19 protein-coding genes are annotated in these 22,812 nt (G+C 73.8%); 11 read left to right on the top strand and 8 right to left on the bottom strand.

From position 1 onward, the window contains the following. Positions 1-194: 194 nt before the first annotated feature. Both ACIQ9E_RS21335 and ACIQ9E_RS21340 read right to left on the bottom strand, forming a co-directional pair. Entirely contained in the window at positions 195-1,265 is a 1,071-nt protein-coding gene (locus tag ACIQ9E_RS21335; protein WP_403709242.1) for an MBL fold metallo-hydrolase, read from the bottom strand. A gap of 276 nt (positions 1,266-1,541) precedes the next feature. Then, positions 1,542-2,294, bottom strand: coding sequence for a histone deacetylase (locus ACIQ9E_RS21340; RefSeq protein ID WP_403709244.1), 753 nt, complete (start codon positions 2,292-2,294; stop codon positions 1,542-1,544). Positions 2,295-2,487: 193 nt separating this feature from the next. On the opposite strand from ACIQ9E_RS21340, the gene ACIQ9E_RS21345 reads away from it, so the two are divergent. Continuing rightward, complete coding sequence (locus tag ACIQ9E_RS21345; RefSeq protein WP_403709246.1) at positions 2,488-3,954, top strand: aldehyde dehydrogenase; 1,467 nt, start codon at positions 2,488-2,490, stop codon at positions 3,952-3,954. A 119-nt stretch (positions 3,955-4,073) separates the two neighbouring features. Further along, positions 4,074-4,307 (top strand): ferredoxin, encoded by a 234-nt coding sequence (locus tag ACIQ9E_RS21350; RefSeq protein ID WP_403709248.1) that lies wholly within the window; start codon positions 4,074-4,076, stop codon positions 4,305-4,307. A 58-nt stretch (positions 4,308-4,365) separates the two neighbouring features. On the opposite strand, the gene ACIQ9E_RS21355 is transcribed toward ACIQ9E_RS21350, so the two are convergent. Continuing rightward, positions 4,366-4,962: a TetR family transcriptional regulator gene (locus ACIQ9E_RS21355; protein WP_403709399.1), complete on the bottom strand. Its 597-nt coding sequence runs from the start codon at positions 4,960-4,962 to the stop codon at positions 4,366-4,368. 668 nt (positions 4,963-5,630) lie between these two features. On the opposite strand from ACIQ9E_RS21355, the gene ACIQ9E_RS21360 reads away from it, so the two are divergent. The 3 genes from ACIQ9E_RS21360 to ACIQ9E_RS21370 all read left to right on the top strand — a co-directional run bounded on the left by ACIQ9E_RS21360 (position 5,631) and on the right by ACIQ9E_RS21370 (position 8,948). Beyond that, positions 5,631-6,956: a glycosyltransferase family 4 protein gene (locus ACIQ9E_RS21360; protein ID WP_403709401.1), complete on the top strand. Its 1,326-nt coding sequence runs from the start codon at positions 5,631-5,633 to the stop codon at positions 6,954-6,956. Between the two features lie 166 nt (positions 6,957-7,122). Further along, entirely contained in the window at positions 7,123-7,854 is a 732-nt protein-coding gene (locus ACIQ9E_RS21365; RefSeq protein ID WP_403709250.1) for a class I SAM-dependent methyltransferase, read from the top strand. After that, positions 7,851-8,948: a prenyltransferase gene (locus tag ACIQ9E_RS21370; protein WP_403709252.1), complete on the top strand. Its 1,098-nt coding sequence runs from the start codon at positions 7,851-7,853 to the stop codon at positions 8,946-8,948. The genes ACIQ9E_RS21365 and ACIQ9E_RS21370 overlap by 4 nt, the downstream gene beginning before the upstream one ends. Here the strand turns inward: ACIQ9E_RS21370 and ACIQ9E_RS21375 are convergent. The 4 genes from ACIQ9E_RS21375 to ACIQ9E_RS21390 all read right to left on the bottom strand — a co-directional run bounded on the left by ACIQ9E_RS21375 (position 8,945) and on the right by ACIQ9E_RS21390 (position 13,099). Next, on the bottom strand, positions 8,945-9,964 hold the full coding sequence (locus ACIQ9E_RS21375) for an LLM class F420-dependent oxidoreductase (RefSeq protein WP_403709254.1): 1,020 nt from the start codon (positions 9,962-9,964) through the stop codon (positions 8,945-8,947). The genes ACIQ9E_RS21370 and ACIQ9E_RS21375 overlap by 4 nt on opposite strands. Before the next feature lie 117 nt (positions 9,965-10,081). Next, on the bottom strand, positions 10,082-10,891 hold the full coding sequence (locus tag ACIQ9E_RS21380) for a hypothetical protein (RefSeq protein WP_403709256.1): 810 nt from the start codon (positions 10,889-10,891) through the stop codon (positions 10,082-10,084). 450 nt (positions 10,892-11,341) lie between these two features. Next, entirely contained in the window at positions 11,342-12,247 is a 906-nt protein-coding gene (locus ACIQ9E_RS21385) for an N-acetylmuramoyl-L-alanine amidase (RefSeq protein WP_403709403.1), read from the bottom strand. A 201-nt stretch (positions 12,248-12,448) separates the two neighbouring features. After that, entirely contained in the window at positions 12,449-13,099 is a 651-nt protein-coding gene (locus tag ACIQ9E_RS21390) for a class I SAM-dependent methyltransferase (protein WP_403709258.1), read from the bottom strand. A gap of 343 nt (positions 13,100-13,442) precedes the next feature. On the opposite strand from ACIQ9E_RS21390, the gene ACIQ9E_RS21395 reads away from it, so the two are divergent. The 3 genes from ACIQ9E_RS21395 (at position 13,443) to ACIQ9E_RS21405 (ending at position 18,787) form a co-directional block, all read left to right on the top strand. Beyond that, entirely contained in the window at positions 13,443-15,671 is a 2,229-nt protein-coding gene (locus tag ACIQ9E_RS21395; protein ID WP_403709260.1) for an acyl-CoA dehydrogenase, read from the top strand. 121 nt (positions 15,672-15,792) lie between these two features. After that, positions 15,793-17,025 carry a thiolase C-terminal domain-containing protein gene (locus tag ACIQ9E_RS21400; protein ID WP_403709262.1) on the top strand — a complete coding sequence of 411 codons (1,233 nt, stop codon included), beginning with the start codon at positions 15,793-15,795 and terminating at the stop codon, positions 17,023-17,025. A gap of 289 nt (positions 17,026-17,314) precedes the next feature. Next, the gene (locus ACIQ9E_RS21405) at positions 17,315-18,787 is read left to right on the top strand and encodes an MFS transporter (RefSeq protein WP_403709264.1); all 1,473 of its coding nucleotides are present in this window, start codon (positions 17,315-17,317) and stop codon (positions 18,785-18,787) included. Positions 18,788-18,899: 112 nt separating this feature from the next. Here ACIQ9E_RS21405 and ACIQ9E_RS21410 read toward each other — a convergent pair whose 3' ends face one another. Next, positions 18,900-19,358, bottom strand: a complete 459-nt coding sequence (locus ACIQ9E_RS21410; RefSeq protein WP_403709266.1) for a response regulator transcription factor — start codon at positions 19,356-19,358, stop codon at positions 18,900-18,902. A 398-nt stretch (positions 19,359-19,756) separates the two neighbouring features. Between ACIQ9E_RS21410 and ACIQ9E_RS21415 the strand changes: the two genes are divergently transcribed. The 3 genes from ACIQ9E_RS21415 to ACIQ9E_RS21425 all read left to right on the top strand — a co-directional run bounded on the left by ACIQ9E_RS21415 (position 19,757) and on the right by ACIQ9E_RS21425 (position 22,758). Continuing rightward, positions 19,757-20,614 (top strand): MaoC/PaaZ C-terminal domain-containing protein, encoded by an 858-nt coding sequence (locus ACIQ9E_RS21415; protein WP_403709268.1) that lies wholly within the window; start codon positions 19,757-19,759, stop codon positions 20,612-20,614. 55 nt (positions 20,615-20,669) lie between these two features. Beyond that, complete coding sequence (locus tag ACIQ9E_RS21420; RefSeq protein WP_403709270.1) at positions 20,670-21,746, top strand: Zn-dependent alcohol dehydrogenase; 1,077 nt, start codon at positions 20,670-20,672, stop codon at positions 21,744-21,746. 70 nt (positions 21,747-21,816) lie between these two features. Then, positions 21,817-22,758, top strand: a complete 942-nt coding sequence (locus ACIQ9E_RS21425; RefSeq protein WP_403709272.1) for a 3-oxoacyl-ACP reductase — start codon at positions 21,817-21,819, stop codon at positions 22,756-22,758. Positions 22,759-22,812: the final 54 nt, after the last annotated feature.

Raw genomic sequence — 22,812 nt, forward strand, 5'->3', positions numbered from 1 at the left:
CTCCGTACCACCGGGCCGGGGGGGGGGGGGGGGGGGGGGGGGGCGCGGGGGGCCCCCCCCCCGCCCCCCCCCCCCCCCCCCCCCCCCCCCCCCCCCCCGGGGGGGGGGGCCCCCCGGGGGGGGGGGGGGCCCCCCCCCCCGGGACCGTGGGTTCCCGGGCGGTACGGGACCGGGACAGGCTTCCGGGCGGCGGCTCAGACCGCCGCGTACCGCGTCGGGACCCCCGGCAGGACCTCCGCTCGGCCCAGTTTCACCAGGCGGCGCAGATGGGCCTCCGCCTCCGAGACGGCGATGGTGCGCGAGGCGTGCGGGATCGCGGCCCAGGGGCGGTTCCACACCATGCGTTCGGCCGCCTGCCAGGGGGTGAGGGGCGCGGAGCGGAGGAGTGCGAGGAGGCCCCTGAGGCGGTCCTCGTGGTGGGCCAGCAGCTCCTGGACCCGGATCCCGGCGCCGGTGAAGGCGTGCTGATGGGCCGGGAGGACCTCGGCGGGGGCGAGCCGGGCGATGCGTTCCAGGGAGGCCGTGTAGTCGCCCAGCGGATCGGTGCCGCCGTCGGTGCCGCCGGGATTCCCCGGGTCGCCGCCGGGATTCCCGGGGTCTTCGTACAGCCCGATGTGGGGGCTGATCCCGGGCAGCAGATGGTCTCCGGAGAAGAGCCTTCCGCGGCCGGGCAGCCCGCCGGGGTGCGCCTCCTCCAGATGGAGGCAGACATGGCCGGGGGTGTGGCCGGGGGTCCATATGGCGCGCAGACTCCGGCCCGCCAGCGGCAGCAGTTCGCCGGGGGCGATCTCCCGGTCGGGCAGGGCGGCGCCGAGTCCGGGCAGGCCGCCGGTCCGGCCCGCGGCGCGGGCGGTCCGCAGCGGCGCGAGATGGGTGTCCGGAGCGCCGGCGCGGGCGAGCTTTTCGGCCAGGTAGTCGAACCAGAGGGAGGGGTGGGAGCCGCGGGTGTGCCGGACGATCGCGGTGTCCGCCGGGTGCATGGCGAGCCACGCCCCGGACTCCTCCCGGACCCGGCCGGAGAGTCCGTGGTGGTCCGGGTGGTGGTGGGTGATCACGACCCCGTGCAGTTCGGGGACCGCGGTTCCGACGGCGGCCAGCCCCTCGGTGAGGGCGTCCCAGGAGGCGGGGTCGTCCCAGCCGGTGTCGACGAGGACCGGCCCGCGGCCGGTGTCGAGGACATGGACCAGGGTGTGGCCGAGGGGGTTGTCGGGGATGGGGACCTGGACGGACCAGACGCCTCCGCCGTGGTCGATCACCTGTGGCATACGCGCTCCTCGGCTGCTCTCCGGGCCGGTGCGGCGGCCGGTGCCGCCGGGGCCCTGCGGGCCTGCGGCTGCGGGTGAGCGCGCCGTCCCCGGCGGGGTTCGTGCTCCGGCCGCGGTCCGGTCCGGGCCGGACCGTTCGCGCGGTTCCTTCCCCCGGAGCCCCTGCGGGTGCTGCTCGCGGCGGTCCGCGGACCCGGCCGGCGGCACCTCCCGGGGGACGTATCCCCGCTCCTCGTCGATAGGGCCCGCTGCATCATAACGGAATCTGATGCAGCGTCAGGAAGAGGGTCGTCGGGATTCTTTGCCGGCGCCGGGCGTCGGTTTCGCGGTGTGGGGCCCCGGGTCCCGGGTGCCGGGCATCAGCTCCGCCACCCGCTCCGGCGTCCACCCCTCCGCGCCCGGCGCCGCCGCCAGATAGCGCGCGACCGCGGACGCCTCCCACGCCCCGGCGTCCAGCAACCCGGCCGCCAGATGCCGGAGATACGCGGCGGACGGACACTCCCCGGGGACCTCGCCGCACCGCCACGGCGCCGTGAAGGTCAGCACCGGCAGCCCGGCGACGAACCCGGGGCAGACCAGCGTCTCGTACCGCCCCGGCCCGAGCGCCGCGCGCCCGTGGGCCAGCGCCTCGGCCGGGTCGAGATCCGGGGCGGTCCCGGGGGTGCGGTACATCTCCTGCGCCGCGATATCGGAGAACTGGCCGAGTGTGATCAGATACGCGCGCGCCCAGGTGGTGCCCCCGGCGTCCGGGTCCCAGAACGCCCGCCCGCCCGACCAGACCGGTGACCGGGTCGCGAAGTGGAGCCTGCCCGGGAGTTCGAGCGCGACCGACCGCTCGGGGGGCCGCGGATCCCGGCAGCCCGGAGTGGGCCGAGCCGCCCCCGCCGCCCGCCCGCCGAGGAGATAGGCGCGCAGCCGGGCCGGGTCGGTGTTGGAGCCGTACGAGGCGTACCAGATCCGCTCGGGCCGCGCGCCGGCCGCCGCGGGGCGCGGATCCGGCCGTACCGGACGCGGGGGAGTGCCGCTCATGCGCTCACCGTACGCACCGCCCCCGGCCGCCGCCGGAATGCCGCACCCCCGGGCGCCGCCGGGGCGCCCCACCCGGCTTCCGGGTCTGGATTACTCCTCCCCGAGCTGATATCAGTTCTGACGCGGCATCAGAAATTCGACGCGGCATCAGAAATTCGAGGGAAGAAGCCCCGGCGCGGGAGAGGCGGCGGCCATGACGGAACCCACGGAATTCACGGCACACGGACAGCTCTTCATCGGCGGCGCCTGGACCGACCCCCTCGGCACCGACACCATCGATGTCGTCTCGCCCCATACCGAACAGGTCATCGGCCGGGTCCCGCACGCGTCCCCGGCGGACGCGGACCGGGCCGTCGCCGCCGCCCGCCGGGCCTTCGACGAGGGGCCCTGGCCCCGGATGGCCCTGGAGGAGCGGATCGCGGTCGTCGGCCGGATCAGAGACGCGATCGCCGTACGCCACGAGGAGATCGCCCGGGTGGTCAGCGCCCAGAACGGCTCCCCGTACGCATGGAGCGTTCTCGCCCAGGCGCTCGGCGCGATGATGGTGTGGGATTCCGCGATCACCGTGGCCCGCGCGGTCGCGGAGGAGGAGCCGCGCGCGGGGGCCCTCGGCCCGATCCTGGTGCGCCGCGAACCCGTCGGTGTCGTCGCGGCGATCGCGCCGTGGAACGTGCCGCAGTTCACCGCGGCGGCCAAACTCGCTCCCGCCCTGCTCGCGGGCTGTACGGCGGTGCTGAAACCCTCCCCGGAGACCCCGCTCGACTCCTATCTCCTCGCCGAGATCGTCCGCGAGGCGGGACTGCCCGAAGGGGTGCTGTCCATCCTGCCGGCCGGGGCCGGGACCGGTGAGCATCTGGTGGGCAGTCCGGGCGTCGACAAGGTGTCCTTCACCGGCTCGGTCGCCGCGGGCCGGCGCGTCATGGAGGTGGCCGCCCGCAATCTGACCCGGGTCACCCTCGAACTGGGCGGAAAGTCCGCCGCGGTGATCCTGCCGGACGCCGATATATCCGAGGCGGTCGCCGGTATCGCCCCCGCGGCCTGGATGAACAACGGCCAGGCGTGCGTGGCCCAGACCCGGATCCTGGCACCGCGCGCACGCTACGCGGAGACAGCCGACGCGCTGATCGCCGCCGCCGAGGCGCTGACCGTCGGCGATCCGCTGGACCCGGCCACCGGTCTCGGCCCGCTGGTCGCGGAGCGCCAGCGCCGCCGCTCCCTCGACTACATCGGGGCCGGACGGAGCGAAGGCGCCCGGATCCTCACCGGCGGCGGCCGCCCGAAGGGGCTGGAGCGGGGCTGGTACGTCGAACCGACCCTCCTCGGCGACGTCGGCAACGGGATGCGGGTCGCGCGGGAGGAGATCTTCGGACCGGTCGTCTGTCTGCTGCCGTACGGGGACGAGGAGGAGGCGGTAAGGATCGCGAACGACTCCGACTACGGGCTCAGCGGCAGCGTGTGGACCGCCGACCCGGAGCGCGGTATCGCCTTCGCCCGCCGGATCCGGACCGGGACGTACAGCGTCAACACCTTCAGCCTCGACATGCTGGGCCCCTTCGGCGGCTACAAGAACTCCGGGCTCGGGCGGGAGTTCGGACCCGAAGGGTACGCCGCGTATCTGGAGCACAAGACGATCCACCTGCCCGCCGGATACGGCTCCTGAGCCGGCACCGTCACCAGGCAACGGAACGTAACGTAATGGAACGGAACAGTACGGAACGGAACAGTACGGAACGGAACCTCACCAACGTAACGGCACAACACGACGGACGGAGGCGTGTGATGGGCGACCGCTGGCATGTGGAGGTCGACCGGGGGGTCTGCATCGGCTCCGGGATGTGCGTGGGTACGGCCCCGGAGGGCTTCGCCCTGGACTCGGCGCGCCAGGCCCGCCCCAAGGAGGCGGCGACGGACGCCAACGAGACCGTGCTCGCCGCGGCGGAGAGCTGTCCGGTGGAGGCGATCGTGATCACCCTGCTGGACAGCGGTGAACCGGTCTTTCCGCCGGAGGAGTGAGCCGGGAACCGCGCCGGGAACCGCGCCGGGGCCCGCCCGGCACGGCGCCCGCGGAACCTCAGCGCCGCCGGCCCCGCCGCCCGCCCGGCTCCGGCGCCGTGAGGTCGATCAGCCGGCACACGGTCTCGATGTCGATTTTCACCTGGGCGATCGACGCCCGCCCCGACAGCCAGGTGATCAGTGCCGAGTGCCAGGTGTGCTCGATGACCCGGACCGCCGAAAGCTGCTCGGGCGTCGGATCGTCGAGGCCCGTCGCATCCAGGATGATCGCCGTCGTCTGCCGGGAGACCGTGTCCACCTCGGGGCTGACACTGCGGTCGGCGAAGGTCAGAGCGCGCACCATCGCGTCCGCGAGCTGCGGTTCGCGCTGGAGCGCCCGGAAGGCCCGCATCAGGGTCTCCGCCACCCGCTCGGCCGCGGTCGCCCCGCCCGGGGGCCGTTTGCGGAGGGTGGTGTGGAGGTGCTGAAGCTGGTCCTGCATGGTGGCGACCAGCAGGTGGATCTTGGAGGGGAAGTAGCGGTAGAGGGTGCCGAGGGCGACACCCGCCGCCTCGGCCACCTCCCGCATCTGGACGGCTTCGAAGCCGCCCCGGCCCGCGAGTTGGGCGCTGGCGTGCAGGATCCGGCGGCGTCTGGCCTCCTGGCGTTCCGTCAGGGGCGGCGAACCGGGGACCGTGCCCGGCTGCGGTACGGGGCTCCGCCCGCCGCCCGCCCCCGCCCGGTGGGCGGACCTGACCGCACCACGCGGCCCTCCGGATGGGGATGCGGATGCGGATTCCGGGGCTGCGGTACGGGGACGGGGGTCCGGCCGCGCCGCGGGATCCGGTACGGGGCCGGGGGCCCGCGCCCGATCCGTACCGTCCGCGCCGCGGGGGACCGGCCCGGAAGCCCGTCCGGGTCCCCTTCGTGCCTGCTGGGCTTCGGCTGTCATCGTCCGCGTACCCCGTTCCCCGTTGCGCCCGTCGCCGAGCCCGCCCTCCCCGGCCCGTCGTGGCGTGAATCACCTGATCCGGCCGCCATGACGGAGCTACCTGCGGGTAGATTCAATGCTCCTTGAGCGGGCAAGTCTGAAACTTGTTCTAGATTAGCGCGAGCGGTTACGCTCCGCCGAAACGTAGGGGAGACAGGGGGCCGTGAGTGACCGCTGAGGCCATCGAAGCCGGTCCCCGTGACCCGGAGGACGGCGCGCCGCGCGACCCCGCCCGAACCCCCGGAAGCGACCTCCCCGAGCCCCCCGGAGAAGACTCCCCCCAGCTCCTCGGGGACGGTTCCGGACAGCCCTCCGGGCACGGCGGCGGCGACACTCCCGGAGCCCCCGCCGGCATCTCCCGCACCGGCATCTCCCGCACCGGCACCTCCGGCCGCGGTGAACGCCCCCTGCGGATCGCCCTCCTCACGTACAAGGGCAATCCGTTCTGCGGCGGCCAGGGCGTCTACGTCCGCCATCTCTCCCGCGAACTCGCCCGCCTCGGCCACGATGTCGAGGTGATCGGCGCCCAGCCCTATCCCGTGCTCGATCCGGAAGAGGGCGTCCGGCTCACCGAACTCCCCAGCCTCGACCTCTACCGCAGCCCGGACCCCTTCCGTACGCCCGCCCGCGACGAGTACCGCGACTGGGTCGACGCCCTGGAGGTCGGCACCATGTGGACCGGCGGCTTCCCCGAGCCGCTGACGTTCTCCCTGCGGGCCCGCCGCCATCTGCGCGCCCACCGCGGCCGGTTCGACGTCGTCCACGACAACCAGACCCTCGGCTACGGACTCCTCGGCGACCTCGGCGCCCCCCTGGTCACCACCGTCCACCACCCGATCACCGTCGACCGGCGGCTCGAACTCGACGCCGCCGCCACCTGGCAGCGCCGGGCCTCGCTGCGCCGCTGGTACGCCTTCACCCGGATGCAGAAGCGCGTGGCCCGGCGGCTGCCGTCCGTGCTCACGGTCTCCGACACCTCCCGGGCCGAGATCGAAGAGCACCTCGGTGTCCGTCCCGACCGCATCCGCGTGGTCCACATCGGTGCCGACACCGGCCTGTTCTCGCCCGATCCGGCCGTCGCGGAGATCCCCGGCCGGATCATCACCACCTCCAGTGCCGATGTGCCGCTCAAGGGCCTGGTGCATCTGGTGGAGGCGCTGGCCAAGGTCCGTACCGAGCATCCGGGCGCGCATCTCGTCGTGGTCGGCAAACGGGCCGAGGACGGGCCGGTCGCCCGCGCCATCGAACGCTACGGGCTCGCCGGTGCGGTCGAGTTCGTCAAGGGCGTCTCCGACCCGGAGCTGGTCGACCTGGTCCGCGGCGCGCAGATCGCCTGCGTACCGTCGCTGTACGAGGGTTTCTCGCTGCCCGCCGCGGAGGCGATGGCCACCGGCACCCCGCTCACCGCGACCACCGGCGGCGCGATCCCGGAGGTCGCCGGTCCCGACGGTGAGACCTGCCTCGCGGTCCCGCCCGGCGACGCGGGCGCCCTGGCGGCGGCCCTGGGCCGGCTGCTCGGGGACGCGGAGCTGCGGGCACGGCTCGGCGCGGCCGGGCGCGCCCGGGTGCTGGAACGATTCACCTGGGCCCGTGCCGCGGAGGGCACGGCCGAGCTGTACCGGGAGGCCGTGGAGCGGGCCGCGCGCTCGCGCCGGGGAGCCCGGACGGCCGCCCGGTGATCCGCCCCGCCCGCACCCGCGCTTCTTCCGGGTGCGCCGCCGGACCGCCGGCCATCGCTTCCACAGCTGCCGAAGCCGTGGTCGCCCGAGTGTTTCCGCGCTTCCGGTGCCCCCGCCCGTACCCCTCCTTCCGCCCCTCCCGTGCCGACCGCGAAAGCAGGAACGCGTGCTGACCGTCGACTTCTCCCGCTTCCCGCTCGCTCCCGGCGACCGTGTCCTGGACCTCGGCTGCGGTGCCGGACGCCATGCCTTCGAGTGCTACCGGCGCGGGGCCCGGGTCGTCGCCCTCGACCGCAACGCCGAGGAGATCCGCGAGGTCGCCAAGTGGTTCGCGGCGATGAAGGAGGCGGGTGAGGCCCCGGAGGGCGCCACCGCGACCGCCATGGAGGGCGACGCGCTCAACCTCCCCTTCCCCGACGGGTCCTTCGACGTCGTGATCATCTCCGAGGTGATGGAGCACATCCACGACGACAAGGGCGTGCTCGCGGAGATGGTCCGGGTCCTGCGGCCCGGCGGCCGGATCGCCGTCACCGTCCCCCGCTACGGCCCCGAGAAGATCTGCTGGGCGCTCAGCGACGCCTACCACGAGGTCGAGGGCGGCCATATCCGCATCTACAAGGCGGACGAACTCCTCGCGCGCATCGAGGAGGCCGGGCTCGTTCCGTACGGCACCCACCACGCCCATGCCCTGCACAGCCCCTACTGGTGGCTCAAGTGCGCGTTCGGCGTTGACAACGACAAGGTCCTGCCGGTCAAGGCGTACCACAAGCTCCTGGTCTGGGACATCATGAAGAAGCCGCTGGCCACCCGGCTCGCCGAGCAGGCGCTCAACCCCCTGATCGGCAAGAGCTTCGTGGCCTACGCGACCAAGCCCGCGCTGCCCCTGGCGGAGGCGTGACGACGCCCCGGACCCCGCGCACTCCGCCGACCGGCCGTCTCGTCCTGCCCGGCGTGCTGACGGCCGCCGAGGCAGCCGAAACCGTCGCCGGGATCCGTGCCCAGCAGTGCGACGACGGCGCGATCCCCTGGTTCCGCGGCCACCACCTCGACCCCTGGGACCACACCGAGGCGGCGATGGCGCTGGACGCCGCCGGGGAGCACGAGGCCGCCGGCCGGGCGTACGACTGGCTGCGGAAGCACCAGAACGACGACGGTTCCTGGTACGCGGCCTACCAGGACGGCGACCCGGCCCGGCCCACGGACCGCGGCCGGGAGACCAATTTCACCGCGTACGTCGCCGTCGGCACCTGGCACCACTGGCTGACCACCCGCGATCCGGCCTTCCTCGACCGCATGTGGCCGGTGGTCCGCGCCGCGCTGGACTTCGTCGTCCGGCTCCAGCAGCCCGGCGGCGAGATCGGCTGGAAGCGCGAGGCGGACGGCACCTCCGTCACCGACGCGCTGCTGACCGGCTGTTCGTCCGTGCACCACGCGCTGCGCTGCGGCCTCGCGATCGCCGAGGAGCGCGGTGAGCCGCAGCCGGACTGGGAGCTGGCGGCGGGCGCCCTCGCCCATGCCATCCGGCGCCATCCCGAGCGGTTCCTCGACAAATCGCACTACTCGATGGACTGGTACTACCCGGTACTCGGCGGCGCGGTCACCGGCGCGGCGGCCAGGGCCCGGCTCGACGAACGCTGGGACGCGTTCGTGGTGCCGGGCCTCGGGGTGCGCTGTGTGCTGCCCAACCCCTGGGTGACCGGCGGCGAGAGCTGCGAACTGGCGCTGGCGCTGTGGGCGGCGGGGGAACCGGAGCGGGCGCACGAGGTGCTGCGCTCCATCGGCCATCTGCGGGCCGGGGACGGGATGTACTGGACGGGGTACGTCTTCGAGGACCGCGCGGTCTGGCCGGAGGAGCGCACGACGTGGACCGCGGGCTCCCTGCTCCTGGCCGTCGCCGCACTCGGCGGCGACGAACCCACCCGGGCGGTGTTCGGCGGTACGGACCTGCCGGAGGGCCTGGCGCCGGACTGCTGCGGGCCGGACAGGGCCTAGAGCACCAGCTCCGCGAGGGTTCGCAGGGTCGCCGGGTCGGGAGAGGTGACGAGGAGGTCCGTGGCGGGGGTGGTACGCCAGAGTTCGAGGCGTTCCGCGATCCGGGCGCGCGGGCCGACCAGCGAGATCTCGTCGGCGAAGGCGTCCGGGACCGCGTGGACCGCCTCCGCCCGGCGGCCCTCCGCGAACAGCCGCCGGACCTTCCGCGCCTCCCCCTCGTACCCCATCCTCGCCATGAGGTCGGCGTGGAAGTTGCGGCTGGTGTGCCCCATGCCGCCGATGTAGAAGCCCAGCATGGTCTTCACCGGAAGCAGCCCTTGCGCGATGTCGTCGCAGACCGCGGCCCGGACCAGTGGCGCGATCATGAAGTCGCCGGTGCGCCCGGCGAGCGGGGCGAGGGACTCCTCGTACCCGGCCGGGCGCAGCGGGGACCAGTAGAGCGGCAGCCAGCCGTCGGCGATCCGGGCGGTCTGGGCGATGTTCTTCGGGCCCTCCGCGCCGAGCAGGACCGGCAGTCCGGACCGGAGCGGATGCGTGATGGACTTCAGCGGTCTGCCGAGGCCGGTGCCGTCGGTGCCGGTGTACGGATGGGAGTGGTAGCGGCCCTCGTGCACCACCGGCCCCTCGCGTCGCAGTACTTGCCGGACCACGTCGATGTACTCCCGGGTCGCGGTCAGCGGGGAGGCCGGGAAGGGACGTCCGTACCAGCCCTCCACCACCTGCGGGCCCGACAGGCCGAGGCCCAGCATCAGCCGGCCGCCGGAGAGATGGTCGAGAGTGAGGGCGTGCATCGCGGTCGCGGTCGGGGTGCGGGCGGCCATCTGCGCGACGGCGGTGCCGAGCCGGATCCGGGAGGTGTGCGCGGCTATCCACGTCAGCGGGGTGAAGGCGTCGGAGCCCCAGGCCTCGGAGGTCCACACCGAGTGGTAGCCGAGCCGCTCGGCCTCCAGGGCGAGGCCGAGCCGGTCCGGATCGGGGCCGCGGCCCCAGTAGCCGAGGGCCAGTCCCAGTCGCACGGCCTCACCCGCCTCTTCCGCACCCCTGTACCGGATCTGACGGTGTGTCAGAGTACGGCAGCGGCCCCCCGCCCGGAAGGGGCGAGGGGCCGGGGGCCTGCGGGTGGAACCGCGCGGTCAGCCACGCTGGATGCCGGTGGTGTCCTGGAGCACGCCGCGGCGGCCGTCCTGCGTCTGCGCCACCAGCGCCTGACCGCGCTGGTCGACGGCGAGGTACCAGGTGCCGGGCGCCAGTTCGGCGATCGGCGTCGGGGAGCCGTCCTCCGGGTACAGCGGGCGGGCCACCGGCACCGCGAACCAGAACGGCGCGAACTCGGGGGCGCCACCGGGCGTACCACCGGGCGGAGTGGCACCCGGGACGCCCTGCTGCGCCGAATGCCCGGGGTACGGCTGCTGCTGGCCGGGGGCCTGCGCGCCGGGGTAGCCGTAACCGCCCTGCGGGTGCCCGCCGTACGGGGACGGGGGAGCCGCCGGGCTCGGCGTGCCCAGCAGCGGGGCCTTGAGCGCGGGCACGAGCTGCCCGCCGATCGCGCCCGCCGCCAGCACCAGCGCGGCGATCAGGCCGAGGATCAGACCGGTACCGGCGTCGAGGCTGAACTCGCCCATGTCGAACGAGCCCGACGGGTCGAAGACGGCGCCCAGCGCGGTCCAGGCGGTGAGGACGGCGGCGATCATGCCGATGTGCCCCAGCTCGATGCCGAGCACCTTCGGCGGGCGGGGCAGCAGATGCGAGAGCACGATCAGCGCGGCGCCGATCACGCCGGCGAGATAGACCCCCAGCAGCAGGGCCCCGTTGTCCCAGGCGTTCGGCACGTCGTCGCACCTGGTGCCGGCGCAGTCGAACGTGTCGAGGAACGAGGCGATGAACAGCAGTACCGCTGCTCCGATCACCACGCCGTCGCCTCGTGTGAGGGAGCGGATGTTCACGTGAGAATCCTTCGTCGGTCGTCTCGGGTCGTCGTCGCATCGGGGCGCTCGGCGCAGTGCGGGGACTCCCCCGTCACCCGGGGTGAATCTATCGTCTGCCGCTTCCCTGCGTCTGCCCGGTATACGGACTCACAGGGGACGGAGTCCCCGGGGGAGCCGGATGGAAACCCGATCGGAACCGGATCGGGATCTCGGGTGACGGCCGGGTGGGGGAAGGGTGATGACGGCCCGCGGGCGGTATCGCGGAGGGCGCGGCCGGAATCCGGTCGGGCCCGGCTCGTGTCACGCGTATTCCGGGTATTCCCGAGCATTCGCGGAGAATCGCGCGGAATCCGCTCCTGACGTGGCGGCGTACGGCCGGGCAAGGCGGTGTACGGAGGTGTGCGCGATGTCGCGGGTGGTCGTTCGGGCGGGCGGGGACGGTGGTGTTCGGCCGGCGGGGGAGACTGCTCAGGCGGTGGGGGCGAGGAAGGCGCGCAGTCCCTCGGCGATGCCCAGGGCTGCCTTCTGCCGCCAGTCGGCGCTCGCCAGCAGCGCCGCGTCCCGGGAGTCCTCCATGTTTCCGCATTCGACGAAGACCTTGGGGACGGTGGAGAGGTTCAGCCCGCCGAGGTCGGTGCGTACGTCGAGACCGGTGCCGCCGCCGAGGTAGTTGGCCCGGCCCGAGCCCGTGGTCCGGGCGAAGGCGTCCACGACGTGCTCGCCCAGCTGCCGGGACGGGGCGACGATCGCGGTGGTGTCGGCGCCGCCCGAGGTGACCTTTCCGGGCAGGATCACATGGAATCCCCGGTGGCCTTCCGCCGATCCGTCGGCATGAACGGAAATGACGGCGTCGGCCTTCGCCGCGTTGCCGATCCGGGCCCGTTCGTCGATGCACGGACCGAAGGCCCGCTCGCCTTCCTCATGCGTGAGGACGACCTTTGCGCCCTCCTTTTCGAGCAGGGCCCGCAGCCGCTGGGAAACATCACGGGTGAATGCGGCTTCGGTGTATCCGTCCGCGGCCGCGGTACCGGTCGTATCGCATTCCTTGCGATGGGTTCCGATGTCGACGAGCTGATTGATGTCGGTGGAATGGCGGAAGTTGCCGGGATTGTGTCCGGGGTCGATCACCACGACCCGGCCGGCGAGCTGCCCCTCGCGGGTGCTCCGGGCCGTGGCCGGGGGGCGGTCGTCCGTACGGCCGTGCGCGCGGTCCGGTGTCCCGGCCGCCGGGAGCGCCCGGCCGTCCCCGCCGGGCGCGGAACCGTCGCCGGCCCGCCAGGAGAGCCATCCGGCCAGCGCTCCGCCGGCCAGGGCCGCGACGGCGGTGGCGGCGACGGCACGCCGGATGTACCGCCGCGGACGGGCGGACGGCACCGGTCCGCCACCGGACCCTCCGGGGAGGGCGCCGGAGCCCTCGGGCGGGGCGCCGGAACTCCCGGCCAGGGGCGCGGGGCCCTCGGGCAGGGCGTCGGCGGCGGGCAGGGCATCGGGTTCGCGGCCCTCGCGACCCTCGTGGCCCTCGCGGTGCTGGTGTTGCTCGTGATGCGACACGAGGGGCAGCCTAGACCTGGGCGGTCAGAATCCCGGGCCGATACGCCGCAGGACGCGCAGTGAGTCCATGGCCGAGATCTCGGTGAACGCGCCCGAGGCCAGTGCCCGCTGGTGGATCCGGTACGGGGCCTGCCCGCCGTCCGCCGGGTCGGGGAAGACGTCGTGGATCACCAGCAGCCCGCCGGAGGCGATATGCGGCGCCCAGCTCTCGTAGTCGGCCGTGGCGTGTTCGTCGGTGTGGCCGCCGTCGATGAACACGAGCCCCAGCGGCGCCGCCCAGACCCGGGCGACCTGCGGCGACCGTCCGACGATCGCGATCACATGGTCCTCCAGACCGGCCCGCAGGAGCGTACGGCGGAAGGTGGGCAGGGTGTCCATCAGGCCGACCTCCGGGTCGACCACCTCCGGGTCGTGGTACTCCCAGCCGGGCTGCTGCTCCTCGCTGCCGCGGTGGTGGTCCACGGTGACCGCGATCGTCCCCGCGGACCGGGCGGCGGCCGCGAGCAGGATCGTCGACCGGCCGCAGTACGTCCCCACCTCCAGCAGCGGCAGCCCCGGCGCCGCCGCTTCTGCCGCGGCCGCGTACAGCGCGAGCCCCTCGGCGGGCGGCATAAAGCCCTTGGCCGCCGCGAACGCGTCGAGGACCTCCGGCGCGGGGGAGGGGGTGTGGCTCATGGCGGATTCCTTCTGGCGGTGCGGGGTGCGGCGGAGCGGTGGCGCCGCCGCACGGATCTGCGGTGGTACGGGCCCGCTGCCGTACCGGTGTACGGGATGTACGGGTACGGGCCCGGCGGACCATGGTGCCCCACGGTCCCCGCCGGGTCGACGCCGGTCCCGACGCGGCCGCCGTCCGGGCCGTTGCGGCGGTCTGCGCGCTGCGGCCCCGGCGGTCGTCGCGGCGGCCGGGACGTCCCATGGCATCCGGCCCGAAGAGGACATCCCCGTATCGAGCCCGGACGCGGACATCCGTGTGTATCTGACCTACCATCAGATTGAAACGTGTTCTACTCTGCCGCCCATGGGCATCGGAATCACGCACGAGCACCAGGAACTGGCCCGGTCCGTGCGGGGCTGGCTGACGAGGGCCGTGCCGCCGGGCGAAGTGCGCAAGCTCCTCGACGCTCCCCGCGCCGACGACCCGGCCGCCCCGCCCGGCCGTCCGGCGCACTGGGACGCGGCCGCCGCCCAGGGCCTCCTCGGGATCCACCTCCCCGAGCAGTACGGAGGGGGCGGCGGCACCCTCCTCGAACTGGCGGTGGCACTGGAGGAGACCGGGGCGGCCCTGCTCCCGGGGCCGTACCCCGGACATGTCCTCGTCGCCGAAGTGCTGCGCCGCACGGCCCACCACGACCTCGTCGCCGCGCTCGCCGACGGCCGCCGCGTCGCGGCCGCTGCCTTCGGGCCCGGCGGGCTGACCGCCGTACACGACGCGGACGGCGGACTCGTCGTCGACGGCACCGCGCCGCCCGTCCTCGGCGGCGGCCACGCCGATCTCCTGCTGATCGCGGCCGTGACCGCCGGCGGCACGGTATGGGCCGCGGCCGACGCGGACGCCTTCGCCGTCAGGGTCCACGGGAGCGCCGACCCCACCCGCCCCACCGCCGAAGTCACCGCCGCGGCCGTCCGGGTGCCCGCTTCCAGGGTCCTCGGCCCGGCCACCGCCGACCCCGGGCTCGTCCGGGACCTCGCCGGGGTGCTGCTCGCCGCCGAAGCCTGCGGGGTGGCGGCCAGGGCCCTGGCGACCGCCGTCGAACACGCCAAGGCCCGGGAGCAGTTCGGCAGCCCCATCGGCCGCTTCCAGGCGGTCAAACACCTCTGCGCCGATATGCTGATCCGGCTGGAACGGGCCAGGGCGCTCACCTGGGACGCGGCGATCGCCGCAGATGCCGCAGACCCTGCGCCCCGGCAGGCGCCCGGCGCCGAACCGTACCCCGCGCGCGCCCTGACCGCCGCCTTCGCCGCCGCCACCGCGCTCGAAGCCGCGTACACCTGCGCCAAGGACTGCATCCAGATCCTCGGCGGCACCGGGTTCACCTGGGAGCACGACGCCCACCTCCTGCTGCGCCGGGCCGTTGTCGCCCGTCAGCTGACCGGGCCCGCCGACGAGCAGCTCCTGCGGGCCGCACGGCTCGCCGCCGCGGGGGCCCGGCGCGAGCTGCGGACCGAACTCCCGCCGGAGGCCACCTCCCACCGGCTGCGGGTACGGCCGCTGATCGCCGCCGCCCGCCGACTCGACCCGGCCGCCGCCCGCCGGGCCCTCGCCCCCACCGGGCTCGCCGCGCCCCATCTGCCCCCGCCCTACGGCCTCGGCGCCGGGCCCGTGGAGCAGCTCGCCGTCCAGCGGGAGCTGGCCGATGCGGGCGTCGCCCTCAGCGGACTGTCCATCGGCGCCTGGGTCGTACCGTCCCTGCTCGCCCACGGCACACCGGAGCAGCAGGAACGCCTCGTCCCCGGCACTCTCAGCGGCGAACTCCGCTGGTGCCAGCTGTTCAGCGAGCCGGGTGCCGGATCGGACCTCGCAGCCCTCACCACCCGGGCCGAGCGCACCCCCGACGGCCGCTGGCGCATCACCGGTCAGAAGGTGTGGACCAGCGCCGCCCACCGGGCCGACCACGGCATCCTGCTGGCCCGTACCGACCCCGAAGCGCCCCGGCACCGCGGGCTGACCTACTTCGTCGTCGACCTCCGCGCCTGCGAGGGCGTCACCATCCGCCCCCTGCGGGAGATCACCGGTGACTCCGTGTTCAACGAGGTCTGGTTCGACGGCACCCTGCTGCCCGCCGACGCCGTCGTGGGAGAGGTGGGCGACGGCTGGCGGGTGGCCCGCACCACCCTGGGCAACGAACGCGTCCACATGGCCGACCAGATCGCCTTCGACAGCGGGCTCGAAGCGCTGCTCGCGGCCGTACCCGGGCTCGACGGTGCCCGGCGGGCCCGGATCGGCGCCCTCGCCGCCGAGGCGCACGCCCTCAACTGCCTGGCGCTGCGCACCACCCTGCGGCAGGTGTCCGGACTCGAACCCGGCCCGGGTGCCTCCGTACGGAAGCTCGTCCAGACCCTCCACCAGCAGAAGACCGCCGAACTCGGCCTGGAACTCCTCGGTCCGGCGGGCGCGGTCGCCGAGGGCGCGGGGGAGGCGGCCGTCCGGGGGCTGCTGATGTCCCGGTGCCTGACCATCGCCGGGGGCACCACTCAGGTGCAGCTCAATGTGGTGGCCGAGCGGATCCTCGGTCTGCCGCGCGACTGACCGGCCGTGTACCTGCCGGCCGCGAACCCACCGCTCGGGTACCCATCGGCCGCGTACTCACCGCTCGGGTACCCGCCGGCCGTGTACGGACCGGCTGATCGCAGACGGAAGGAGCAGGGACATGATGGCGGCCAGCGCGAAGAGCTTCGTCCTCGGCGTCGGCACGACACCGTTCGAGAAACCCGGAGCACGGGATCTGCGGTACTGGGACCTGGCACGGGAAGCGGGTACGGAGGCCCTCACCGACGCCGGAATCGGCTACGCCGACGTGGAACAGGCGGTCGTCGGCTACTGCTTCCAGCCCTCCACGGCCGGTCAGCGCGCCACATACACCCTCGGACTCACCGGCATCCCCGTCTACAACGTCAACAACAACTGTGCTACCGGGGCCACCGCGCTCGTCCTCGCCCGGCAGCTCGTGGAGGGCGGGGCCGCCGACTGCGTGCTGGCCCTGGGCTTCGAGAAGATGCGGAAGGGCCCGCTCGGCGCCGGATCGGACGCCGGAGCCGATTTCGCCGCTTCGCCCGTCGCCCGGCACTACGGGGTGATGGCCGCCGCCCACGGCTTCGGGGCCGCCCCGCCGACCGCGCAGATCTTCGGCAACGCGGCCCGTGAGCATATGGAGCGGTACGGCACCACCGAGGCGCAGCTCGCCGCCGTCGCGGCCAAGAACCACCGGCACTCCGCGGACAATCCGCAGGCCCAGTTCCGGGACGTGTACACGGTGGAGGAGATCCTCGCCGCGCGGACGATCCACGCGCCGCTGACCAAGCTCCAATGCTCGCCGACCTCGGACGGCGCGGCGGCGGTCGTCGTCGTGTCCGAACGCTTTCTGCGGCAGCGGACGCCCCGGGCGGGATCCGGCGGGGGGACGGCGGCGCGGGCCGTGGAGATCGCAGGCCAGGCGATGGTCACCGACACCGAGGAGTCCTTCGCTTCGGGGTCGTGCATCGACGTCGTCGGCCGGCCCATGTCCAGGGCCGCGGCGCACCGGGCATACGAATCGTCGGGGCTGGGGATAGAGGATGTCGACGTCGTCGAACTGCACGACTGCTTCTCCGTCAACGAGCTGCTGACGTACGAGGCGCTGGGCATGTGCGAGGACGGCGGCTCCGGAGAACTGGTGGCCGAAGGGGCGACGACGTACGGCGGCCGATGGGTGGTCAATCCGTCGGGCGGGCTGATTTCCAAGGGGCATCCGCTGGGCGCGACCGGCCTGGCGCAGACCGCCGAACTGGTCCGGCAGCTCCGGGGCGAGGCGGGGAAACGACAGGTCGCGGGCGCGCGGGTGGGGCTGGCGCACAACATCGGACTCGGCGGTGCAGCCGTGGTCACCCTCCTCCGGGCCCGATAGGCCCTGTCCGGGCATTGGGCTCATCCGGCTCACCCGGGTTGTCCACAACCCGGATGTGCGTTCGGGACTTCGCTGCGACCATGGCGCAATGCCCCACTCACGACCGCACCACCCGTCCGAACCCCATTCCGGCAAACCTCTCCGAACCGGCACTGGAACCGACGCAGGCGCAGGCGCAGGCACAGGTACCGGTATCGGCACCGGCGTTCATACCGTTGCCCCGACGGCCGTCCCGGCTCCCGACCCTGTTCCGACTGCCGTCGCGAGTGCCGTCCCGTCTGCCGTCCCGGTGGCTGTTTCGAGAGCCGTCCCGGCCGAGCCCCGCGGGGGCGGCCCCGGCGGCCCGGCGAGCGGTTCCCTCCCGGCCCCGGCCGGTCCGCGGCGGTCCGTCCCCACCTGGCTGGTGCTGCTCACGGTCTGCGCCGGGCAGTTCCTGGTCGTCCTGGACGTGTCCGTGGTCAATGTGGCCCTGCCGTCGATGCGCACCGACCTCGGGCTCTCCACCACCGGCCTCCAGTGGGTGCTCAACGCGTACACCATCGCCTTCGCCGGGTTCATGCTGCTGGGCGGGCGAGCGGCCGACCTCTTCGGCAGCAAGCGGATGTTCCTCGTGGGGCTCGGGCTGTTCACGGTCGCGTCCCTGGCGGGCGGGGTGGCGCAGGACGGCTGGCAGTTGCTCGCCGCGCGGGCGGTCCAGGGCCTGGGCGCCGCCGTGCTCGCCCCGGCGACCCTCACCATCATCATGGCCGCGGTGCCGCCGGGTCCCGCCCGTACCCGGGCGATAGGGACCTGGGCCGCGGTGGGCGCTGCGGGCGGGGCGGCGGGCGGACTGGTCGGCGGGCTTCTCACGGACCTTCTGTCCTGGCGCTGGGTGCTGCTGATCAACGTGCCCGTGGGGGCGCTGGTCCTGGTGGCCGGGGTGCTCTGGCTGGCGGAGGGGCGCGGTGGCCCGGGGCGCCGGCTCGACCTGCCGGGAGCCGTCCTGGTCACGGCGGGCCTGGCGGCCGTCGCGTACGGCATCGTGGAGACCGAGGCGTCCGGCTGGGACACCCCGGCGGCACTGCTGCCGCTGCTCGCCGGAGTGCTGCTGCTCGGGGTGTTCGTGGCCGTGGAGGCGCGGACGGCCGCTCCGCTGATGCCGCTGAAACTCTTCCGCTCCCGTGCGGTGACCGCGGCGAACGCGACCATGCTGCTGACCGGATCGGCCTCCTTCGCCTCCTGGTTCTTTATGACGATGTACGCGCAGAACGTCCTCGGGTACGGCCCGCTGAAGGCCGGAGTCGCCCTGATACCCAGCTCCATCAGCATCGTCGTCGGCTCGAAGCTGGCGCCGCCGCTGATGGCCAGGGTCGGGACGCGGACCGTCGCCGTCGGCGGTGCCCTGGTGGCGTCCGCGGGCTTCGCCTGGCAGTCGGCGATGACGGCCGATGGAAGCTATGCGACCTCCGTACTCGGCCCCGGGGTGCTGATGCTGGCCGGGATCGGGCTGGCGGCGACCCCGCTGTCCGCGCTGGCGACGGCCGGGGTGGCCGCGGATGACGCGGGGCTGGCCTCCGGCCTGATCAACACCTCCCGCACGATGGGCGGCGCGCTGGGTCTCGCGGTCCTCTCGACGGTCGCCGCGTCCCGCTCCGGCGGCAGCACCTCGCCGGAGGCCCTGACGGCCGGCTACGCCCTGGCGTTCCGCTGCGGGGCGGTCGCCCTGTTCACGGCGGCGCTGCTGATGCTGGTCTGGCTGCCGAAGGGGGAGGGCGAACGCTAGTGCCGTGACGGCCTCCCGTGACGGCCTGCCCATGACGGCCGGGACCGCGGTCCCGGCCGGACCCGGTCGCCACCGGCGGGCCCGTCGTCCGCGGCCGTCGCCGCGGCGGCGTTCAGCCGGCCGGCTGCGCCGGGTCCCGGGGAGGCAGAAGGGCCGGGTCGATCACGATCTCCCCGGTGAGACAGCGGTGTACGGCCCGGACCAGTTCCTCGTGCGGGCCGTCCTTGACCAGCAGGCCCACCGCCCCGGCGGCCAGCGCCCGGTCGGCGAGCCCGGGGCGGCCGGAGCCGGTCAGCAGCAGCACCCGGCACTCAGGCGCCTCGACCAGCAGCTGAACGGTGGCGTCGAGGCCGTCGCCGTCCGGGAGTACCGCGTCCAGCAGGGCGACATCGGGCCGACGGTCCCGCGCCACATCCGCCACCTCCGAGCCCCGCCCCACCTGCGCGACCACGGCGAAGCCCGGTTCCAGACCCAGCAGCAGGGCCAACGCCCCGCCGGTCGCTCCGCCGTCCCCGGCGAGCAGGATCCGTACGGATACGGCCGGTCGATGATCCTGGGGCATTTCTTCCATAAGTGAAGGGTATGTCTGATGATGTCCCTGCCTGCCGTGACACGGCGCCCGCTCTTCCCCGATTCCGTAGCTGACGTACTGTCAGATATTGAACTGACGGAGTGTCAGAACTCTTCCTTTGCTCCCGGGGCTGCGTTATACATACCCAGAACCGGACCTGGAACGTGTTCCACGGAGGTCTGTCGTGGATCAGGCCGGTTCCGGAAAGCGGCGCCGTCCGCGCGGAGGGAGCCGTGGACCGGGCGGCGGGCGCGGATCCGGACCGGGCCGTACCGGACCCAGGGGTCCGGCCCCGTACGACCTCGGCGCGGCCGACGGTGCGGACGGTCGCGCCGAGGTCTTCCAGCACGGCGCCCGGAGGCGGACCGAGCCTCTTCCAGCAAGGGAGCAGCAGCCTCATGCCGATCGACCCCGCCAGGGCCCTCGCCGCCGAGCCCCGTACCGCCGAGATCTCCTGGGACCACCGGGACGTCCAGCTCTACCATCTGGGCCTGGGCGCCGGGATCCCCGCGACGGACCCCGGAGAACTCCGCTACACCCTGGAATCCGGGCTCCACGTCCTGCCCGCCTTCGTGACGGTCGCCGGTGGGGGCAAGGGCATCGCGGGCGGTCTCTCCGGCCCCGGGCTCGATATCGACCTCACCGCCGTGCTCCACGGCGGCCAGACCGTCCGCCTCCACCGTCCCGTGCCGCCCGTCGGCACCGCCGTCTCATCGACCCGGGTCGCGGCCGTCTACGACAAGGGCAAAGCCGCCGTCCTCGTCCTGCGGACCGAGGCATCCGACGCCGAAGGGCCGCTCTGGACCAACGACGCACAGATCTTCGTCCGGGGGGAGGGCGGCTTCGGCGGCGAACGCGGCCCCGCCACCCGTACCGAACTCCCGGGCCGTGAACCCGACAAGACCGTCGAACGGTACGTCAGGGAGGACCAGGCACTGCTGTACCGGCTCTCCGGCGATCTCAATCCGCTCCACGCCGATCCGGAGTTCGCCGCGCGCGCCGGATTCGACCGGCCGATCCTGCACGGGCTGTGCACCTACGGAATGACCCTCAAAGCCGTCGTCGACACCCTCCTCGGCGGGGAGCCCGCCCGGGTCACCTCGTACACCACGCGCTTCACCGGGGTCGTCTTCCCCGGCGAGACGCTCCGGATCCGCCTCTGGGCCGAGGACGGCCGACGGGTCCGGGCCGCGGTCGGAGCCGTCGAGCGGGACGACGCGCCCGTCCTCGCCGACACCGTCGTCGAACACCACTGAACCGCCCGCCGCCGCGCCCCGGCCGCGGCGGAAACGACACGAGAGGAGCCGTACCGTGCGCGCAGCCGTCCTGCACGAGACCGGGCAGACACAGCTCGAAGTCCTCGACGACCTGGAGGCCGTGGGCTTCGGCCCCGGCAAGGTCAGGATCCGGATCCGGGCCACCGGACTCTGCCACTCGGACCTCTCCGCGATGACCGGAGTCCTGCCCCAGCCCGTGCCTTTCGTCCCCGGCCACGAAGCCGCCGGCGATATCACCGACGTCGGTGACGGCGTCACCCGGGTCAAACCCGGCGACCGGGTCCTGGTCAGCTGGCTGCCCGCCTGCCAGGACTGCCCGTCCTGCCGTCGTGGCCAGAGCCAGCTGTGCCTCTCCGGCTTCCTGAACGCGGGTACCCCGAACTTCCGCCGCCCCTCCGGCGACGTGTTCGGCTTCGCGGGCACCGGGACCTTCGCCGAGGAGATCGTCGTCGCCGCGGACGCGGCCGTACCGATTCCGGACGACGTCCCGTACGATATCGCCGCCCTCATCGGCTGCGGAGTGACCACCGGTATCGGCGCGGCCGTCAACACCGCCGACGTCGCCACCGGTTCGTCGGTCGCCGTCATCGGCTGCGGCGGGGTCGGCGTCTGTGTGATCCAGGGTGCCCGGCTCAAGGGAGCGGCGCAGATCGTCGCGGTCGACCCCGTACCGGCCCGGCGTGAGGCGGCGCTCCGCTTCGGTGCCACCGAGGCCGTCGCCCCCGACGCCCTCGGCGCCGCCGCACAGCGGCTGACCGGCGGCGAGGGCTTCGACTACGTCTTCGAGGTGGTGGGGAAGTCGGCGACCGCACGGACCGCGTACGAGACCACCCGGCGCGGCGGCACGCTCTGCGTCGTCGGCGCGGGCGCCATGGACGATGTGCTCGGGCTCAATATGTTCGAGCTGTTCTTCGACGAGAAGCGGATCCTGCCGTCGATGTACGGCGGCGGATCCGCCCTCACCTCCTTCGAACGGTCCATCGCCCTGTGGCGCGCGGGCCGGATCGACCTCGCCGGGCTGATCACCCACCGGCTGCCGCTCGACCGGATCGACGAGGCGCTGGAGCTGATGCGTACCGGCGAGGGACTGCGTACCTGTATCGAGATCTGAGAGCCGAGCGGGTCCCGGCGCCACGCCACGCCGCGCGGCCGGCCCGGTGAAACGAAGGGAACCAGACCGGATGACACTGCCACTGGACGGACTGTCCGCGATCGTCACGGGCGCGGGCCGCGGCCTGGGACGGGCCGAAGCACTCGAACTGGCCCGGCTCGGCGCGAGCGTCGTCGTCAACGACTACGGGCAGCCCGGCCGGGACGGCTCCGGGCGATCCTCGGCGGCCCCGGCCGACGAGGTCGTGGAGGAGATCCGTACCGCGGGCGGACAGGCCGTCGCCCACCACGGGGACATCGCCGACTTCGCGGGCGCCCGGGAGCTGGTCGCGCTCGCCGTCGAACGGTTCGGCCAGCTCGACGTCCTGGTCAACAACGCGGGCATCCTCCGGGACCGGATGGTGTTCTCGATGGCCGAGGACGAGTGGGACTCGGTGATACGCGTCCATCTCAAAGGCCACTTCAACACCGTGCGTTTCGCCTCGGCGCACTGGCGGGAGCGGGCCAAGGCGGCCGGCGGCCCGGTCTACGGGCGGATCGTCAACACCTCGTCGGAGGCCTTCCTCGCGGGGTCCGCGGGACAGCCCAACTACGCGGCGGCCAAGGGCGGCATCGTCGGTCTGACGATGTCCACGGCGGCCGGTCTGGCCAGGTACGGCGTCACCGCGAACGTGATCTGCCCCCGGGCCAGGACCCGGATGACGGAGGACGTGTTCGCCGGATACCGGGAACCGGCGGCCGGCGAACCGGACCCGCTCGCCCCCGAGCACGTGGCCCCGCTCGTCGGCTATCTGGCCGCCCCCGCCGCCGCGGGCGTGACCGGCCAGGTCTTCGTCGTCCACGGCGGTCTGGTCGCCGTCGTCGAACGGCCCCGGGTCGCGGCGCGGTTCGATACGGCGAAGGAGCGTTTCAGCCACGACGAACTCGATGCCCTGCTCACTCCGCACTTCGCGGCCCGCCCGGCGGGGGAGTCCTTCGCCGCGACGGAGATCCTGGGCCTGCGGAAGGGATGACGGGGTCGCGGGAGCGGCCACCGGAAGCCGCGTCCGCGCCCCGCGCGCTTCACA

The sequence above is a fragment of the Streptomyces sp. NPDC094448 genome (assembly GCF_044763775.1).
Classification (GTDB): domain Bacteria; phylum Actinomycetota; class Actinomycetes; order Streptomycetales; family Streptomycetaceae; genus Streptomyces.